Origin of the sequence: Staphylococcus sp. HMSC65H10 (genome assembly GCF_001839185.1) — a bacterium.
Lineage (GTDB): Bacteria > Bacillota > Bacilli > Staphylococcales > Staphylococcaceae > Staphylococcus > Staphylococcus simulans.
In genome coordinates this window covers 27,267-47,857 of the sequence record NZ_KV840360.1, presented here as the reverse complement: position 1 = coordinate 47,857, position 20,591 = coordinate 27,267, and the positions used below count along the sequence as shown (strand labels likewise).

At 36.3% G+C, this 20,591-nt stretch carries 15 protein-coding genes and 1 pseudogene; 3 read left to right on the top strand and 13 right to left on the bottom strand.

The features are described from left to right. The first annotated feature begins 49 nt into the window (after positions 1–49). Positions 50–1,429 (top strand): carboxylesterase family protein, encoded by a 1,380-nt coding sequence (locus tag HMPREF3270_RS08080; protein WP_070848173.1) that lies wholly within the window; start codon positions 50–52, stop codon positions 1,427–1,429. Positions 1,430–1,467: 38 nt separating this feature from the next. On the opposite strand, the gene HMPREF3270_RS08075 is transcribed toward HMPREF3270_RS08080, so the two are convergent. The 7 genes from HMPREF3270_RS08075 to HMPREF3270_RS08045 form a co-directional block, all read right to left on the bottom strand. Further along, positions 1,468–2,631 (bottom strand): MFS transporter, encoded by a 1,164-nt coding sequence (locus tag HMPREF3270_RS08075; RefSeq protein ID WP_070848174.1) that lies wholly within the window; start codon positions 2,629–2,631, stop codon positions 1,468–1,470. Positions 2,632–2,802: 171 nt separating this feature from the next. Then, entirely contained in the window at positions 2,803–3,582 is a 780-nt protein-coding gene (gene fetB / locus HMPREF3270_RS08070; protein WP_002479779.1) for an ABC transporter permease, read from the bottom strand. Continuing rightward, positions 3,579–4,247, bottom strand: coding sequence for an ABC transporter ATP-binding protein (locus tag HMPREF3270_RS08065; protein ID WP_023015085.1), 669 nt, complete (start codon positions 4,245–4,247; stop codon positions 3,579–3,581). The genes fetB and HMPREF3270_RS08065 overlap by 4 nt, the downstream gene beginning before the upstream one ends. Positions 4,248–4,415: 168 nt before the next feature. Beyond that, a complete protein-coding gene (locus tag HMPREF3270_RS08060; RefSeq protein WP_070848175.1) occupies positions 4,416–5,159 on the bottom strand; it encodes a CPBP family intramembrane glutamic endopeptidase in 744 nt (247 codons plus the stop codon). A 188-nt stretch (positions 5,160–5,347) separates the two neighbouring features. Then, entirely contained in the window at positions 5,348–6,136 is a 789-nt protein-coding gene (locus tag HMPREF3270_RS08055) for a CPBP family intramembrane glutamic endopeptidase (protein WP_002479782.1), read from the bottom strand. A gap of 192 nt (positions 6,137–6,328) precedes the next feature. Beyond that, entirely contained in the window at positions 6,329–6,937 is a 609-nt protein-coding gene (locus HMPREF3270_RS08050; protein ID WP_070848176.1) for a stage II sporulation protein M, read from the bottom strand. Between the two features lie 210 nt (positions 6,938–7,147). Then, entirely contained in the window at positions 7,148–7,609 is a 462-nt protein-coding gene (locus tag HMPREF3270_RS08045) for a DUF1307 domain-containing protein (protein WP_002479783.1), read from the bottom strand. A gap of 345 nt (positions 7,610–7,954) precedes the next feature. On the opposite strand from HMPREF3270_RS08045, the gene ppx reads away from it, so the two are divergent. Both ppx and HMPREF3270_RS08035 read left to right on the top strand, forming a co-directional pair. Continuing rightward, a complete protein-coding gene (gene ppx / locus HMPREF3270_RS08040) occupies positions 7,955–9,484 on the top strand; it encodes an exopolyphosphatase (RefSeq protein WP_031262477.1) in 1,530 nt (509 codons plus the stop codon). A 206-nt stretch (positions 9,485–9,690) separates the two neighbouring features. After that, positions 9,691–11,859: an RNA degradosome polyphosphate kinase gene (locus HMPREF3270_RS08035; protein ID WP_002479785.1), complete on the top strand. Its 2,169-nt coding sequence runs from the start codon at positions 9,691–9,693 to the stop codon at positions 11,857–11,859. Positions 11,860–11,955: 96 nt separating this feature from the next. Here the strand turns inward: HMPREF3270_RS08035 and HMPREF3270_RS08030 are convergent. The 6 genes and pseudogenes from HMPREF3270_RS08030 to HMPREF3270_RS08005 form a co-directional block, all read right to left on the bottom strand. Further along, positions 11,956–13,212 (bottom strand): annotated as a pseudogene (locus tag HMPREF3270_RS08030) (acetylornithine deacetylase); the annotation flags it as partial. Between the two features lie 41 nt (positions 13,213–13,253). After that, positions 13,254–14,033, bottom strand: a complete 780-nt coding sequence (locus HMPREF3270_RS08025) for a hypothetical protein (RefSeq protein ID WP_070848178.1) — start codon at positions 14,031–14,033, stop codon at positions 13,254–13,256. 70 nt (positions 14,034–14,103) lie between these two features. Continuing rightward, the gene (locus tag HMPREF3270_RS08020; protein ID WP_070848179.1) at positions 14,104–15,465 is read right to left on the bottom strand and encodes a gluconate:H+ symporter; all 1,362 of its coding nucleotides are present in this window, start codon (positions 15,463–15,465) and stop codon (positions 14,104–14,106) included. 136 nt (positions 15,466–15,601) lie between these two features. Beyond that, a complete protein-coding gene (gene gntK / locus HMPREF3270_RS08015) occupies positions 15,602–17,137 on the bottom strand; it encodes a gluconokinase (protein ID WP_057509981.1) in 1,536 nt (511 codons plus the stop codon). A 12-nt stretch (positions 17,138–17,149) separates the two neighbouring features. After that, complete coding sequence (locus HMPREF3270_RS08010; protein WP_070848180.1) at positions 17,150–17,836, bottom strand: GntR family transcriptional regulator; 687 nt, start codon at positions 17,834–17,836, stop codon at positions 17,150–17,152. A gap of 162 nt (positions 17,837–17,998) precedes the next feature. Further along, positions 17,999–20,098 (bottom strand): AAA family ATPase, encoded by a 2,100-nt coding sequence (locus HMPREF3270_RS08005; RefSeq protein ID WP_002479791.1) that lies wholly within the window; start codon positions 20,096–20,098, stop codon positions 17,999–18,001. Positions 20,099–20,591: the final 493 nt, after the last annotated feature.

Below are 20,591 nucleotides of genomic sequence, written 5' to 3'. Positions count from 1 at the left end.
CTCAGCTGTTTCTTTTTTTATGCTATGTTAGAGGAAAGGAGCGAGTATGATGACATCTATTACAAGACACACAAAAGCAGGCACGATTATCGGACAAATTAAACAACACTGTGAAACGTATTTTGGTATTCCTTACGCTTATCCGCCCATTAACGAAAGACGCTTTAAACATGCTGAACTTAAAACAACATGGTCAGAACCTTTACATGCTGATCAATTTAAAGCCATTCCGCCCCAACCCTTTAATAAACTTGAAGCGTTTTTCTCTACACATCCTGAAGACACACAAGTGCCTATGATTAAAAATCAAAGCGAAGATTGCTTATATTTAAATATTTGGAAACCCATCACCGCTTCTTTCAATCAAAAATTACCAGTTATGATTTGGTTTTATGGCGGCGGTTATCTCAATGGTCACGGTTCAGCTGAACTTTATAACCCACAAACATTCGCTGAACATGCGCAAGTCATTGTCATTACATTCAACTATCGTTTAGGTGCACTCGGCTATTTGAATTTTAATGCGATTCATGAAGATTACGATATGAACTGCGGCTTATCCGATCAATTCACCGCATTATTGTGGGTCAACCAATTCATCGAAGCCTTCGTTGGGGATTCTAACAACATCACTTTGTGTGGACAGTCTGCAGGTGCCATGAGTATTCAAGCATTAATGCATCTAAAAGCAGCACAACCTCTTTTTCATAAAGCGGTCTTAATGAGTGGCCCATTACGTTTTGATGAGGTACAACACAGTCAAAACACTGCGCAACATTTTCTGAACACAGTCACAAAACTTTATGACACTACCAACTTAGCAGCACTCTCAACACATCAAATGATGCATGCGCTAGAAGAAGATTTAGCGCAGTACGGACCTTCTAAAGGTTTAGAATTAATTTACAGTCCTATCTTTGATGAATCCACTATGGTAGATACAACCCCTGACAAGTGGCCTGTGTTAGTGGGTTTCACTGAACAAGAAGGTGATTGTTATATCCGTAATGAATCACGCAAGTTAGCACCTGAGCGCTTTTTAGAAATCATGAAAAATAATGATGTAACCGTAAATACAGCTGCCTTTGATATCACAACGGGCAAAGGCCAATCAGAAGCAATCACCTATTATGAATTTAAACAACCATCCTTACGTTGGTTAGATCATTATCAATATAAGAAGAAATGGCTCTACTATTTTAATTGGAGTGCACCAACAGCTCAAAATTTTAAAACACCTTATCATATTTTAGATGTTGTTTTTTGGTTCGGACATACAGATATATTACATGCTCATCATCTTCCTATAACGCCTCACACACATACTTTGATGCAACAGATGATGGACACACTAGGCAAATTTGTGACAGAAGGTCATGTGGATTGGTCTGTTTATACAACAATTGAAGATGCTTATATTTTCGAATAAGAAAAACGCTTAACCCAAAATTGGATTAAGCGTTTTGTTTATATTTGCGGCTTTTGTGTTTGTTTAATACTTAAGACAATTAATACAATCACAATACCTAAGATACTTGAACTATAAGCAACCGCATGTACACCGATATTTGAGACGATTAAGCCGCCAATCATACCGCCCGCTGCAATACCTGCGTTTAAACTAGACATATTCCAGCTGAGCACTTGGCTCGCATCGCCTTTCACGTGGTCGATCAAACCACTTTGTACGGCTGGGTTAGTACTCCATTCCATAATATTCCAAATAAAGATGATTAATACAATGATGATAGAATTCGTAATAAACCAATTGACTGCGGCTAAAGATAACGTAAACGCAATTGCGGCAATTAATAACCAAGTCTTACTAGTTAATTTATCTGCAAGGAAACCACCCATGGATGTCCCTAATGTTCCGGCAATTCCATTTACTAATAATATAATAGAGACAAATTGAATGTCATAACCATTTGTCAGCATCAACGGATTAATGTAGACAAACGTAATTGAATTCGCAGTCAGCAACATAAAGGTCACTGCTAAATATTTAATGATTTCTGCACGGTTTAAAATTTTGTATTGTGACGACGTATCAGATGTATCACCTGACGCAGCGGACAGTTCAGCAGGTGTCGGTAAGTAACGCATCATTAAGAAAGCAGCTACGACACTAACCACGATAATAAAAACGAACGTCGCGCGCCAACCGAGCCATCCTCCAAGCATCGTTCCGATCGGTACGCCGAAGACATTCGCACCACTGAACCCTGAATACACAATACCAATCATTTTACCGCGATTCTGTGGTGCCGTCAGCATAGCTGTCAGCGCTAAAATTTTAACAATAATCAAAGCTGCGGCAGCTGAAGAAATAATACGTCCGATAATCAGTAATGTGAAATTCGGTGATACCGCAATTAACGCATTACCGAAGACAAAGACTGCAATAGTCCAAAGTAATACTGTTTTCGCACTGAAACGATTAGTAACTTTGACTAGAATCGGGCCGCAAACGGCGAAAGTAACTGCGTATAACGTCACTAATTGGCCAATCCACGCTTCTGAAACATGTAAATCTGCGCTCATTAAGTTCATTATCCCAGCAACCATCATTTCGACCATGCCGACAATAAACACACTGATAATAAACGTCACTATTCTCATAACTGACATTCTCTTTGCCTCCTCTCTTTTGTATGTAAAATTAATATTTTCAACCTTTCCATTATAGTTGAATTGAAATCAAAATGTAAGTGGATGAATTTATTTTTCAATATTCGCTAAAAAAACAGAGCTGTAAAGCAGAAATAGTTTCCCAGCTTTACAGCTCTGTTTAATGTAGATTTAGTTATCATCATCTTCATCTTCCATCATACTGCCGATGAGTTGATGACGATGGTTAAAGAATTGTTTATAACTTAGATATGTTGCGATGAGTGCTGTTGTGATTGTCGCAGTCGTATGAATAAAGACAACTAAGAGTTGGAATTTGATGGCTTGAAGCGGGTCCACGCCACTAATAATCATACCTGTCATCATCCCTGGAATAGAAACTAAACCATATGTTTTCACTGAATCAATCGTTGGGACAATCGCAAGTTTAATACTTTCTCTTACTGCTGATTTAGACGCTAACTTCGGTGTTGCGGCTAATGCAAGTTTACATTCGATTGTACCGTATTCTTTTACAAAAGCACGATCTAAGTTTTGATACGCAAGGTTAATCGCAATTAATCCATTATTCGCAAGCATCCCTGCGATGGGAATCAATTCATTACCGGTAAATTTAATAGCGCCCACAAAGACAATCACGGCTAATGGAATTGCGGTACCGATAAAGATAGATACAAATGAAATCCAAAAGACATGGTGCATCACTTTAGATGCACGACTGATTGTATTCCATGACGCGTTAATAATAATGATTAAGACGAATAAAATTAAAATCCACGGTTCATCCAAATCAAATATGAAATGCAGAATGTAACCTAAGATAACTAACTGAATTACTGCACGAATCGATGCGATGATTAAATCTTTTGCTATGTTTAATTTCTCTTTAATAGAGACTGCAATCGGGATAATTAATAACAGTGCCGTCAAGGCTAAGGCTGTTGTACTCATACATCAATTACCCCTTTCTTATCTTTATTGACTTTACCATCGACAATATCCACACGACGGTCAAAGTGTGACATACTTTGGTCATAGCTATGGGTAATCCACATAATTGATACCCCTTCATCTTTCGCTAAGCCAAAAATAACATCTTCTGCTTTCTCGGTATTATCCGCATCTAAAGCACTTGTGGCCTCATCTAATAATAAAACATCTGGTATGTACATCAACTGACGTGCTAAACAGATACGCTGACGTTCTCCTCCAGATAAAAATTCAACGTTAGTGTCTAAATCATAATGACCTAAACCAAATTCCGATAATAGTTTTAACGCTCTGTCTTTATCGAATTTGTCATTTCGCGCAATAGAAGGAAACGCTAAATTTTCTCCGATTGTACGATCAAATAAATCTGTTTCTTGCGGCATATAACTGATACGTTGACGTAATGTTTCCGGCTCATACGCATCGTATTCCTTGCCGTTATAATACATATGACCGCTCGTCGGACTGATTAAATCACACAACAAATGAAACAGCGTACTTTTCCCGCTGCCGGACGGTCCTACAACTGCGATTTTTTCGCCTTTTTTAACCGTTAAGTCTAAATGGTCAATAATCAGACGTTTATCCGCTTTGTAGCACACATCTTTTAATTCTAAAATCGCCATACTACTGCTCCTTTTCTTCAATCTAGAGAGATGACATTATCCATCACCTTTCTATTCCCTTTCTTATACAATTTAACATATTTCAATTTTGAAAAATATGACAATTATCTAAGTATAGAATAAAAACACTGACTTTATACTTAGCCAGTGTTCATGCATATCTATGACTTAAGAAAATAACATCAAAATAAAGCCGATTGCGTTGTTGAAGGCATGAAGCAAAATCGCAACTGCTAAGTTTTTTCGACTCATCAAATAAACAATAGAAAAGACCGTACCCATCATCACATAAGGTAAAGCTTCATATATAGAAGTCGCATACATCATATGTATACCCGCGAACAAAATAATGGATAATAGTGTTGCTAGAACATTGCCAATTTTCTTACCGAGCTCATGAATAATCACATGTCTGTATAAAAGCTCCTCTACAATTGGCGCGAGGACAACAATGCTGATTAATAAGAATGGCCATAACCATTGATGTTCAAACATAGCTTCAATCATAGCTTGGTTTTGCGTATTATCTAGGTGTAACACATGTTCCATAAGGTATCCTATACCGGCATTTAAAGTGAAAACCACAATACCTCCGCCAATAATTAGATACCATAGTTTAAATGCACGCCTGATCCTCTCTTTCGCGATAGGTATCAGATAACGTCTATGCATTAAGTAGAAAATGAATAACAAACCTAAACTTGAGGCATCTTGTGCGATACCGCCAAACTCTTCATACTTTATCAACGGAACTTCTCGATTAGTGGCACCATAATAAAGACCAAGCACAAGTTGCAGTAGTACTGCCGCACCAAATAATAAGAAGAAAGATAACGGAAATAGGAAGAAATCACGTTTCATAACTTTAGTTGAGTCAAAAGGATTTTCTAGTGTCTTTGTTGTTTGTGTCATGTTGTCACCTCTTGTTTTTTTCTTTATTGTACAAAACTGAACCAGATTTGCATAAATAAATCATAAAACGTTAAAAACTTATCTTAACCATCAAAGTCTATATAATGCGCGATTAAATTTAATTATTTCCTAGGAAATGAAAAAAGACTGCATATGCAGCCTTTAGAGTGTTTGATTATGCTTTTATATTATGAAAATTTATCCATAATGAACTGACCGACAATGCCGATAAAGCCAATACCATTAATAATCATATGAAAAGCAATAGATACCGCTAAATTACGACGTGAATACATATAAACAAAGACTAATGCACCTGCCATGATCGCATATACACCGAATTCAAATGGCGAGACAGCCCCTGTTACATGAATACCCGCAAATATAATAATGGATAAAATAGCACCAGCTGTATATCCGATTTTCTTACCAAGTTCATGGATAATTAAATGACGGAATATCAATTCTTCTATAATCGGTGTCAAAATCACAATATCAATAAATAAAACTGGCCATGCCCAAGGATTATCAAAGAGTTGAAGAAGAATCATTTGGTTTTGTGTGTTATCAAATTGCAGATGCTTTGGCAGTAATAACATCAATCCACCATAGATTGCTTGTGCGACAGACATCGCTAAGTATGTAAGAAGCAACACCCAAGCGTAGCGTTTTACTTTCGCAAAACGTGCTTTCGCAATTGGTATGATATATTTTCGATGCATCAAGTAATAAATCAGTACTACCACTATTTGACCTACTAAACTGCCGATCACATTCAACAATATAAATGTATGCCTTGTTAAATCACCAAATTGGCTTTCATATATTAAACGTAATGGAAACATCACTAGTGCAGTAATTAATGGAATCACAAGGAAGAACAGCGGAATCAACCAAAAATCTCGTTTCATTACACGATTTGACTGATAAGGATTATCTTGTGTTTGAGCTAATGGACGTTGTTCATTTTCATTCACGATATCACCTTTTCTAAGCAGCTACTTATACGTTAACTGCTTGCTTTCGTTTCAAAACAAGATTATAACATATCACTCGTTTATTTAATGTGATTTTTGTGTATATTTTCAAAAATTCATTCTTAATGTTCAACAAAAATCAGACAAAAATATCATCCTAATGCCGACTATTAAAATATAGCAACATTGTCTTTAAGTGAAAAGATTATATATGAAATCTGTGAAGTATGTTTCTAAAAACGCTGCGAGTATGTATAAAGGTAAAGCAACTAGAAGATATACTTTTAGCAAATTACTTAAAGCTAGTTTAAATGAAAAATTTTGCTTTTTATTACTTCTAAATAAATTGCTTATCTTTCTGACGATTGCTTGATTTAATTTATATAAACCACTAATAACGATGCACATGGCAAATATCTCTATAATTGCATGGGGAATTGCGGATCCGACCATAATAATCCCTTTATTAAAATCAAAATGAATTGCAAATCCAAACATGATACCTGTAACTATGCTTGTAGAAATTATATTTAAACAGTACAAAAATGGTATTGGAATTAAGGAAAATATAAACATTTGAAGCGGAACACGGCCACCATTATTTAATATATATTCCCAAACTTTATTTAATCCTTGTGCATCCTCAAGGTTAGAAGGTAAACCACTTGATATACTTTTAAAAGTTTCAATTGATGGGCTAAAGATAAGCGATAACACAAAAGCAATTAACATAAGAGTCATTGCTACGACGAAAATTTTAATAGTTCTCTTAAAATAATTTGAATCTTGGATATTTAACATAGTTAGCCTCTCTTTTTAAATTATCAAATTAATTGATTACTTTAGGAAGAATCGAAAGCTCTCCATCATTACCAATTTGATTATAACAATTATTCTTATTTAATCACGTTAAAATCTATATTTAGTATTATATTTAATGTTTAGTATCTGATTAAAAGCAACAAAAAACAACAAATCACACTGAAGTGACTTGCTGTTTTTATGATGAGATTATTCTTCGCTGAGTGGTTTTTTAACAGTTAAACCAGATTTTTTCAATGATCGTTCTACAGATTTAACATCGACGTAGTCATTGCCTTCTTTTGGCCCAGTCACACCGACTCTATGTGATAACTGTTTTAAATCTGCTTCTTTATAATCAATGTCTACTTTTTGAACTGCTTTGTCTTCTTTGATATCTTTTTTGTATTTAACACCTTTTAAACCTTCGAACACTTTTTCTTGTTTAGCTAAAATATTTTCAGCATCACTTTTCGAAAGTCCATTTTCGTCGTACTTAATTGTCATAATCATTGATTGTTTAACCATTTTATCGCCTTTATAAGTTAAAGTATCAATAACATCTGCCCCTGCTAATTCGCCTTGATATGTTTTGGATTGTTCTTTTTCACAAGCTGCTAAGACGAAAAGACTCAACATAATTATCCCCATAAAGAGAAGGCTGCGTTTCATATCGTTCCCTCTTTTCTTATCCATTTAATAAAATTATTATACCACCTTTTTTCATTTCCACGTATCTCTATTATCTATTTTTTATGTCCTATTTGAAAATTTAAAGTGTACGCGATTGCTTGTTCAAAATAATGAATATTACTATCATTTTAGTCTATACAGTTAATGTAGAATGTAATGTTTTGTGATAAAATTAAAGTGAGTAAAGAATGTGACTCTTGTTGTCATATCAGGCATTAAGCGTTCTCATTTTTTCTAAAAGAAGGAGTTAGTCATATGATTTTACCAGGACAGAAATTGATTAATCGTCTGCTGACTGCTTCTAAGCAATCAGAGGGGGTTCTCATGAAACGCATTGGATTAATCGATATCGGTTCAAACACCATTAGATTAGTTGTGTTTGAATACGATAGTAAAACAGGCCTTACGGAAATACAAAATATAAAAACACCTGCACGTTTAAGTCAATATTTAGAAGATGACTTAACAATGAACGATGAAGGTGTTCATGTCTTAATTTCAGCATTACAAAGCTTTAAGAAAGTCGCAGATGAATATAAAGTAGACGAACTGCATCCGATTGCGACAGCTGCAATTCGTCAGTCGAAAAACAGAGATGACATTTTAAAACAAGTGAAGAAAAAAATCGGTATGAAACTATCTATCGTTCCAGAATTAGATGAAGCTTATTACGGTTTCTATGCGATTATTAACTCTACTGCCATTGTAGATGGACTTTCTGTCGATATCGGTGGTGGTTCTACTGAAGTTACGTTATTTAAAGGAAAAGAGTTAATTCATTCTCACAGTTTCCCATTCGGTGTCGTTACTTTATCTCGTAAATTCTTTGAAGGTAAAGATCATAATGACAAAGATGCGATTAAAAAAATGCAGAAATTCTTAGACAAAGCTTTTGGTTCACTTGATTGGATCAATAACCAAAAAGTAGCTTTAGTCGGTGTCGGCGGTTCTGCACGTAACGTAGCACGTATCCATCAATCTGAAGTCGCTTACCCTATTGGCGGCGTGCATTGTTATACCATGACAGGCGATGACTTAAATCAAGTTTTTGATTTAATTGAAGACAGTTCACGTGACGACTTAACAAACTTAGACGGCTTAAGTCGTGACCGTGTAGATATCATTCTACCTGCTGTCGCTGTCTTTAAAGCATTATTCAAACAAGTGGATGCGACACAATTCACGTTCTCTAGAAAAGGTTTACGTGAAGGTTATGTGATGTATCAACTCAACCAAAAGATCAAAGATGCTTTTGATCGTTTTAACGTTCGTAACCGTGCATTATATCAATTGTCTAACACCTATAAACATGAAGGTGTAGGTGCCAAACAACGTGTCGTTTTAGCTGGTGACTTATTAGATCAATTAAAAGAACAAGACATTATCAAATTATCTGAGAAAGACCAACGCCTTTTTAAACAAGCGGCTTATATTTATTATTTAGGTCGTTTTATCGATGCCGATTCAGCATCACAACATACGTATTACATTATCTCAAACTCAATGATTGATGGTTTTAGTCACCATGATCGTGTTCAATTAGCGTTAATGGCAAGCTTTAAAAATAAAAGCTTATTAAAATTCTATAATGATGAAACCGGTTGGTTGAACAGTGACCAACTAAGCGACTTACAATCTCTTGGCGGTATTTTAAAATTCATCGATGCCTTGAATGTGTCACATACCAATCCAATCAAACGTATTGAACTCGTGAAAAATGATAAAGAGCATTATACTTTAAATGCCTATTACACCGGTCATCCGATTGCAGAAGAATATCAAGCAAACCGTCAAAAGAAACACTTAGAAAAAGTATTAAAAGGAAAAGTATCAATAAACTTTACAAAATCTTAACATTAATGTGTTAAGTTACAAATGGATGTTTCTGTGGATTTAAGCATTTGTATACAATGATATAAGTTATACAACAAGTTGCACTTGAGCGTTCAATATAAAATTTAAATTGCAATTACTGACATCTCTGAATGACATCACAGAACATAGTCATTTCAATTTTTTTATTTAAATAAAGTCTATTTACTTACCATGGGGTGGTCATTATGGAAAATCAAGTCGTTGAAAAAGATCTCAACAAACCAGAGTTTTACAATAACCGAGAATTAAGCTGGCTCGACTTCAACTATCGTGTCTTACAAGAAGCGAGCGACAAAACAAATCCTTTATTAGAACAATTAAATTTTATTGCGATTTTCGCATCTAACTTAGACGAGTTCTTTATGGTCCGTGTAGCTGGGCTGCAAGACCAAGTTAAAATGAACTTCAACAAACCCGAGAACAAATCTCAAATGACACCTAAACAACAACTGGCTGCTATAAAAGAAAAAAATACGCCACTTGTTGATTTACAGTACGAACGCTATAACGAATTGACGAATCGTTTACGCGAATATAATGTGATTACTACCAAACCACAAGATTTAAATGAAACGTTACAAAATGAATTAGAACAAGAATTCAAAAATAATATTTTACCGACGTTAACACCACTGGGCATTGATGCATATCATCCATTCCCGAAGCTTGTTAATAAAAGTTTGAATATCTTTGTGGAATTAGATACTGATGAAACAACAAATACAGCAATTGTTCAAATTCCATCGTTAATTGATCGTTTCATGATTTTAAAAGATGAAGATAAACAATACGTTTTAATGGTTGAGGATGTAATCGATTATTTCATTGAATTCCTCTTCCAAGGTTATGACATCAGAAAAACTTTCACATTCCGTATTACACGTAATGCTGACTTAACGATTCATGAAGACGGTGCTGAAGATTTATTAATCGAAATCGAACGTTTCTTGAAAATGCGTAAAAGCGGTTCAGCTGTACGTCTAGAAGTTGATTCACGTAATACAAATGAATTAGACATTGAAGGTCTAAAAGAACAATTAGAAATTCATGACGATGATGTTTACTTTGTGGATGGTCCATTAGATTTAACAATGGTATTTGGTTTAGTTGGTTATTTAACACCGCAACTGCCAAACTTACGTTATGACCGTTATACACCGCAAATTCCTGAATCATTAGGTTACAATGATGTCTATGATTTAGCGCTAAAACGTGACATTTTCTTCCATCACCCATACGAATCATTTGAACCGATTGTCGACTTCATCCGTGAAGCTGCTGAAGATCCTGATACAATTGCGATTAAACAAACATTGTATCGTGTCAGCAAAGATTCACCGATTATCAAAAGTTTGAAATATGCGGCGGAACAAGGTAAACAAGTCACTGTTCTTGTTGAATTGAAAGCCCGCTTCGATGAAGAAAACAACGTCCATTGGGCACGTATGTTAGAAGATGCAGGTTGTCATGTAATTTACGGTATGACACATCTGAAAACACACAGTAAAATTACATTAGTGGTTAAACGTTTAAAAGGTCGTCTTGTACCATTTGTACACTTAGGTACTGGTAACTATAACGATAAAACAGCGGAAATCTATACAGATATGGGTATCATCACAACACATAAAGGTATTGCTGAAGATGCGATCAACTTCTTCAACTACTTAAGCGGTTATTCAATCAAACCTCACTACAATGAATTGATTGTAGCACCGTTTGATATTCGTGATGTATTCGTAGAACGTATCGAAACTGAAATCAAAAATCATCAAGAGTATGGCAATGGCCATATCATTATGAAAATGAACTCTTTAACAGATAAAACGATTATCAAAAAGTTATTTGAAGCATCACAAGCAGGTGTTAAAATTCAATTGATTATCCGTGGTATCTGCTGCTTGAAACCTGGTGTTCCAGGCGTGAGCGACAATATTGAAGTTGTAAGTATTGTAGGTCGTTTCTTAGAACATTCACGTATCTACTACTTCCATAACAATGGAGATGAAAAAATCTATTTATCATCAGCAGATGCGATGACACGTAACATGATTAAACGTGTAGAAATTTTATTCCCTGTTCATGATGCGAAAATCAGAGAACGCTTATTAAACTTTGTGAACTTACAATTATCTGATAACCAAAAAGGTCGTTATCAAGATAAGAATGGCGTCTACCATTACGTTAACAACAATCAACTGCCTTTAAATTCACAACTTTACTTGATGCATCAAGCAGTTGAATTAGCAAAAGCTATCAAACACAAAACACCATTTACTGAGGCGCGTCCCAAGGGTACGTCTCAACCAAGACGTAATTGGATTTCACGTTTAAAAAATACATTTAAATCTTAAGATAAGTCTCATATCAATAAAGTGTGAGAAATAAGTAAAGACCCGCAAGCCGCGGGTCTTTTCATTTATTCATTTCTTTTTTCTATTTTCTTCTGCCTACTGCTTTTTCATGGTTGATGCTGACTGAGGATGTTGATACCAATCTTTTAAGAATTCCAATAATACCGCACTATACTCCGTTAAATCTCGTTTATTGATTTTCTCATCCACACTATGTGCTTCTGTTAATAATCCCGGGCCATACAATATCGTCGGAATACCGTAATCATCTAGCCAACCACCATCTGTCACTGTTGTGGACATACCTGTCTCAAGCGGTGTGTGATGAATGGTTTCATGGGCTTTTGCTAAGGTTTTGAAACCTTCATGTTCTACTGGCAGTGTGAAGCTTGGGAAGATTTCACCTTGGTCTTCAATCATAGAAGTACCGCCCCATTCAAATTGAAGTGGATTATCTTTTAACCAGACATCCGCTTCAGCCACACGATTTAAATACGCTTCAATTTCTTTAATCACTTCATGATAATCTTCATCCGGTAAGAAATGAACTGTGATCCATAAACGACAAGTATCTGCGATAAAGGCAGGATTTCGACCGCCTTCAATAACCGCTGGATTAATCGTATTAGCACCTGCAGGCATATCTGGATAATATTTCATAACTGCCCAATGTTGTTCTAGCTCTTTTAACGCTGTAATGATTTTAGCCATCTTTTCAATCGCACTCGCTCCATGCAGGCCACCGCCTGCATGTACCATTTGGCTGCGTGCACCATCATGAATTGTCGTTTTACTTTGAATTGTAATCCAGCCGGTAATCACGCCACCTTGCCCTAACGCTTGTGCATCACTTGTATCTAATACTAATGCCAAGTCAGCTTTGGGACTTAATTCACATGCCGTCTTAGTACCTGCTTCTCCGACTTCTTCTCCCACAACCGATTGTACAATGATGTCACCTTCTGGTTTTAATCCTTGTGCATGCAGTTGTTCTAAGACATAAAAGAGCGAAGCCATGCCGCCTTTCATATCACTGACACCTCGACCATACACTGCATCATCTACTTCAGTTAATTTAAATGGCGGATATTGCCAATGTTTAGGATCTTCTACATTTGCGACATCTACATGACCGTTTAATATCAACTTCGGTGCATCCTTATTTTCACCCGCTAATACACCAACCACTATACTGTCATTCTCATATAAAGGCTCACGTTTGACTTCAAAGCCTAATCCTTCTAAGTAATTCTGTATTTCTATTTGCAACGGATCTGTATTACGTGCTGGCGGACTTTCTGTAGGATGTTCCACTAACCATTTCAACAACTCAAATAAGCGACGTTCCATGTTCCTCTTCCTTTCTAAATGTGATTGTTTGTTTTATGTTTGTTTCACTTCTCGTTACCCTGATTTAATCGTCTTAAATAACTGCGAAATCCTCGCATCACCCATTCATGTATCACTGCTTGTGTAGATTGATAAATGCGCCAAGATAAACGCGGCGTAAAATGCGTTAAACAGGTACATAGCGATTGTTGCTTTTGAATAAAATAAAAAGCTGAGGCGTTACTTTTAGGTTGATACAACAAGCTGTTTGCTTGAAGCGTAAGTTTGACACCATGCGTTAATGGCACTTGATTCATCGCAATCAAAGGACGTTTCATATTGAGTAAGTGAATATCAAAGCGTTCAGGTTGTCCTTTCACTTGAATAAGACCTAAAGACATTTTCTTTAAGTAATGCGCATAAGCAATAATACTTTGATGAGCTGTATAGTCTTGAGATACCGACATTTGTTGAAGTGACGCAGCTTGTTTCGTCTTCACTTTTTGATATGCGATAATGTCATGATACTCAATCACTTCAAATGGTCCAGCCGCACATACATAATCTTTAATCAATTGACGTAGGACATGAGGCTTACCATGCCACAAACCATCTCCAAACATTTCAGGCAATGCATTCATCAGCACGATATCTTCTTTTTCTATGTATTTTTGCCAATGTGCTAAGTCTAAATAATCCATTGGTTGATAAATTATACCTGGGTATTGATCAGGTTCTCGATTTGAATCATATACAACAACAATTTCATAGTGTCCCGGATTCAAAGTCTCTAATATGTATTTTGCGGTAAGCGAAATATCTTCTATTATCACAATGCGTGTCATGGTCTTCACCTCTTCATCTTTACTATAACAAAAAAGCACGCATCTAATGAAAGACACGTGCGTTCTAAATCTATACAAATAAACTTAAGAATAAAATAAAGATAAGTCCTGAAACAGAAATAATCGTTTCAAGTAATGACCAAGTTAAGAATGTTTCTTTAATTGTTAAACCGAAGTACTCTTTAAACATCCAGAATCCTGCATCGTTAACGTGAGATAAAATCACACTGCCGGCACCAATCGCAAGCACAACTAATGCGACATTGACATCACTGGCTTGAAGCAACGGTAATACAATACCTGTTGTTGAAATTGCCGCAACTGTCGCAGAACCTAACGCAAGACGTAGAACTGCCGCAACAATCCATGCTAGTAAAATCGGAGACATCGTTGAGCCTTCGAACATCTTCGCAATTGTATCACCGACACCGCCATCAATCAGTACTTGTTTAAACGTACCGCCGCCACCGATAATCAAGATCATCATACCGATCGGATAAATCGCATCTGTTACAGACTGCATAATCGCTTTGTTGTTGCGGCCTTGTCGGATACCCATTGTAACCATCGCAAAGAGTACCGCGATCAACATCGCTGTATCAGCTGTACCGATAAAGTTGATAATACCGATAAATGCATTTTTAGAATTGTCTACATTCCCTGTAATCAATTGAACAACTGTAGCGATTAACATCAAAATAACAGGAAGTGTCGCAGTTAACACACTGATACCAAAGCCCGGCATCTCTGAGTCTTTAAATTCTTTTTGTGCACCTAATGATGAAATGTCACCTTCTCTTGTATAAGCAGTCGGTGTTAATTTTTGTGCAATTTTACCGAATACCGGACCTGCAATAATCGTAACTGGAATCGCGATAATGAAACCATATAATAATACTTCACCTAATGAAGCATGTAATTCTTTCGCGATAACGACTGGACCAGGGTGTGGTGGCAAGAAGCCATGCGTTACAGATAACGCAGTAATCATCGGCAATCCTATTTTAAGCGGAGATACTTTCGTACGTTTTGCTAGAGTAAAGACTAAAGGAACTAATAGTACAAGTCCAACTTCGAAGAACAACGCAATCCCGATCACAAAGGCAGCGACAACCATTGCCCATTGGACATGTTTCTCTCCAAATTTATCAATTAAGGTATCTGCGATACGTGTTGCACCGCCACCATCAGAGAGCAACTTACCTAAGATTGCACCTAAACCGAAGATAATTGCGATATGTCCAAGCGTGCTGCCCATCCCTTTTTCGACGGTTTCAACGACTTTATCTAACGGCATACCTAACGTCAACGCAGTGACCATTGATGTAATAATTAAGGAAATAAATGTGTTCAACTTCAATACAATAATGAGTGCTAATAAAATTAAAATACCAATGACCACCGTGATTAACGGCCAAATTTCTGTAAACATAACTTTTCCTCGCTTTCCTTATGAGCACCTTTACTGACAGCGTTTACATCAGTAGTCAAAGAAAAAGCTGAAGTGCTTAATAATTATAGGTAGACACTTCAACTGCTTTTTCTCAGTGGCTCATGGCTTTTTGTTTTTATAAATGTTTTCTTTGGAAATCTGCGATCTTACGATATTGCGGAGCCAAACTACGACTCAAATCAATATAAATACTAATCAATTGCTGATAAATCTCTACCGCTTCTTGGTTCGGTTGATGTGCATGTGTTGTCCCGACCATGTCTTCGATAATTGAAAAGTCTTCAATCTCTCCTAATGCTTTCAGTCCTAGAACACACGCACCAAGAGAAGAGCTCTCATAACTTTCAGGTACAATTAAATCCGTGTCAAAAATATCCGACATCATTTGGCGCCACATTTCACTTTTCGCAAAACCACCTGTTGCCTTAATGGCCGTTGGTGTTTCACCCATCATCTCAATTAACGCAAGATAAACGGTATACAGATTGTATAAAATACCTTCAAGCGCTGCACGAATCATATGTTCTTTTTGGTGTGATAACGTTAAACCAAAGTACGAACCTCTTGCATCCGCATTCCATAAAGGTGCACGTTCACCTGCAAGATAAGGATGGAAAATCAGACCTTTCGCACCTGGTTCTACACGGCTTGCGATTTTTGTCAAAACATCATAAGGATCGACACCAAGACGTTTCGCTGTTTCTACCTCACTCGCAAGCAATTCATCACGCAACCAACGTAAAATAATACCGCCATTATTTACTGGACCTCCAATCACATACTGTCCTTCATCTAAGACATAACAGAAAATACGTTCTTTCTCATCTGTTCTTGGATGATCAATCACAGTACGAATCGCACCTGATGTACCGATAGTAACCGCTACTTCGCCTTTCTTGAAGCTGTTCACACCTAAGTTTGACAATACGCCATCACTTGCGCCGATAACTACAGGTGTTTCTTTGTTTAAACCTAATAGTGTCGCATAGCGTTGTTTCATTCCTTTTAAGATATATGTTGTCGGCACAAGTTCTGGTAATTGTTCTGGTGTAATCCCAAGCAAATCTAATGCTGGTATATCCCATGTCAATGTTTCAAGGTCCATCATACCTGTTGCTGAAGCGATAGAATGGTCCATCACATAGCGTCCATAAAGTTGGTATAAGACATAACTTTTAATATCAATATATTTTGTCGCTTGTTGATAAATCTCTGGATGCTCATCTTTCAACCAATAGATTTTAGATAACGGCGACATTGGATGAATCGGTGTCCCTGTACGTTTATAGATTTCGTGTCCGTGATGTTGTTGACGAATTTCTTCAGCGTGTCGACTTGCGCGGTTATCGGCCCAAGTAATACTTTGTGTTAATGGTTTTTGTTCGTTGCCCATCGCAATTAAGCTATGCATTTGTGCACTGAATGCGATTAACTTCACATCATCTGGTCCTACTTTGCCTTCTCGTATGACTGCTTTAATCGTCATTAAAACGGCATCAAAAATTTCATCTGGATTTTCTTCAGAGGTATCGACATCTGGTGTCTGCATGTCGTAACCAATATTATGTTTTAACAAATATTGACCATTTTCATCATAAAGAACAGCTTTCGTACTCGTTGTGCCAATATCGACTCCAATCATATACTGCATGGTTTGACCTCCTTATTTCTTCTCTAAAAATAATGCGCTGATATAATCTCCGACATCATCAAAATTACGATGGAATGCATCGCGTAATAATGTCGTATCGTTATGTTCAACGGCTTGTGCGTATACTTCGTGGTTGGCATGAATTCTTTCAAAATCATCAGGGTCCATCTGCATTCTATCTCGCATCGATAACAATATTAAACACAATAAAATAGGTTTAATATTATTCCAGCTGCTGAGTAAATAACGGTGCTTCGTCGCATGAATTAACACTTCATGGAACAAAATATCATGTTCAGTAAAAGATTCTGCATCTTCAAACTGTACCGCTACTTTCATCATCTCTAAATGCTTACGCATAGTTTTAGCTAACGCTGCACGTTCTTCATCTTTAACACGCGCAAACGCAAAAGATTCCATCATAATGCGTAAATCATACACTTCACGACGTTCAGCTTCTCCAAACGTTAAGACATCTGCCCCCATACGTTCTAAACGAATCAATTGATCTTGTTTCAATAATTTAAACGCATCACGCACAGGAGAACGACTGACATTGAATTGTTTAGCGACTTGATTTTCAGTCAAGGCATCGTCTGATGTCAATTCACCATTGATAATCTTCAAACGTAACTCAGCCGCAACTGTTTCCCCTGTTGTCATATTCGCTAACCATTGTTTCGGATATTGTTTTTCCATCACGCACCTCTTTTCGTTCTACATACTTGTATACAAGTATATTAATACAAAGTTTCGAAGATTGCAATCGCTTACAAGAAAGTAATAAAAAAGCCCTCATCCATATTTCTATAGATGAGAGCGTGAAATTTAAATGTGATTCAATTATTCAATCGTGGTGGATTATAGAGAATCTACTTTTTCACCGTTGATTAAGATGTCATCGCCATCAAGTGTTACTTCGATGTCTTTCACATCTGTGTGTTCTAGGTAGTAGTCTGTGATACGATCACGAATTTCTCTTTCAACCACACGACGTAATGGACGTGCACCAAGTTCTGCATCGTAACCTTGATCAATTAACCAATCTTTAGCATCTTGGCTTACTTCAAGTGAGATACCTTTTTTATCAAGTGTATCAGCAACATCATCTAATAATAAGTTGATGATATCTTGTAATGCATCTTTGTCTAAATGAACGAATTCTACGATACCGTTGAAGCGGTTAAGGAATTCTGGACGGAAGAATTTTTTAAGGTCGTCCATTAATGCTTCGCGATCTTTTTCATCTTCATCACCGAAACCTGCGTTTGAAGTACAGATGATGATTGTATTTTTGAAGTTCACGACATTACCTTGACCGTCTGTTAAGTTACCGTCATCCATCACTTGTAGTAATAAAGTTAAGATTTGTGGGTTCGCTTTTTCGATTTCATCGAATAAGATGACTGAGTAAGGGTTACGTCTAACTTTTTCAGTTAAAGTATTAGAGTTATCATCATAACCTACATAACCAGCAGATGTACCAATCAATTTAGATACAGCTGTACGGTCCATGTATTCACTCATGTCTAATTTAATAAGCGCTTCTTTATTACCGAATAAGTCGATTGATAATTGTTTTGCTAATTCAGTTTTACCTACACCAGTAGGACCTACGAATAAGAAGCTACCGATTGGTCTGTTACCTTCATCGAAACCTGCACGGTTACGACGGATGGCACGAGCTACCATATCTACTGCTTTATCTTGACCAATGATTTTGCTTTTTAGTCGTTTAGAAATGTTTTTCAAACGAGCAATATCATTGTCGTCCATTTGTGATACTGGAATACCAGTCATACGTTCTACAGTGTCTGCTACATCTTGAACAGTTGCTGTTGAACCTTCACCATGACCTGATTCAAGTCTGTCTTGTAATTCTTTGATTTCTTTTTGATATTTGTCTGCATCAGAATAAGCTTCTTCGCTGACTGCTTTAGATTTTTTATCTTCTAATTCTTTAATTTCTTTTTCAACTTCCACTTTGTCTACTACAGGATTTTGTGCAGCTAAATGTGCAGCTGTGATATCTAAGATATCTAATGCTTTATCTGGTAATAAACGTTGTGGCACGTATTGGATAGATAAGTCTACACAAGCTTTCAATACATCATCAGGTAATGTTACATTGTGGTGTTCTTCGAATTTTTCACGAACACCTTCTAAGATTTTGATTGTATCTTGTGCTGATGGTTCTTTAACGACTACTTCGTTGAAACGACGTGCTAAAGCTGGGTCTTTCAAGATGTTGTTTCTATATTCGTCTTGAGTAGTTGCACCGATAACTGAAATTTCACCACGGCTCAATGCTGGTTTGATAATATCAGATAAGCCTTTGCTGCCTGAATCTCCGCCAGTAGAACCTGATCCGATGATTTGGTGAATTTCGTCAAAGAATAAGATGACATTTTTTCGTTCTTTAACGCTGTCTAGCAATTGTTGAATGTTTTCTTCGAAAGCACCACGGTATTGAGTACCTGCTTCTAATGAAGAAATGTTTACTGAGATAATTTCTTTATCTTTAATTGCTGCTGGTACATTACCTTTCACAATTGCTTGTGCCAATCCTTCAACGATTGCTGATTTACCTACACCAGCTTCACCGACTAAGATTGGATTGTTTTTATTACGACGGCTTAATACTTCTGCAGTATCTTGAACTTCTTTGTCACGTCCGATTACTGGATCTAATAAGCCTTGTCTTGCTTCTTCAGTTAAGTTACGGCCTACTTTTTCTAAGTAGTCTTCGCCGCCTTGTCCACCGCCAGCTTGTCCTGGTTGTGCACTTTGTACTTGTTGTGAAGGGTGACCACCTTGATGTTGTTGTAATGCTTGTAATTGTTCAGGTGATACTTCACGACCATTAATATAATATTTTTTATTTCCATCTGCATTTTGCATATCTTGCATCATTCTTCTAAAAATTGAGTCAAATTCATTTCCGAAAAATCCGTTATTCATATATTCATAACCTCCGTTAATTGGTAAAATTCCATTATTTTAAGAATCTCTGTCTGACTTAAAATAACTGTTTTACACTTCCATTTATGTTATTTCCTGTGGCAAGTACACAATACTTTTTCGCTGTGCGAGTCATATTATTAACAGATAAGTGCTTTAAATTCGGATATTCAATTAGTTGACAAGATAAACTACTTCTTACATTTCAAATATACCCACCTTGTCAAAGATTCAAAACACTTTAATATTACATGTTCTTTTTATTTCTCTACTTCTACATTATCTATTGTGTCCTTGCAATTTCATGTCTTGTTTTCAAGTTAAAATTTGTATAATTATTATTTGGTCAATTAAAGTCAAATAACTTAATTCCTTTAGTTATCGCCTCTATCAACCTTACATATGTAATTATAACGCATATTTATGCATAAATCAAGTACTAAATATGCATTTTTCAAAGTTTTTTTAAGTTTTTTTGGATTTTTTCGGTTAA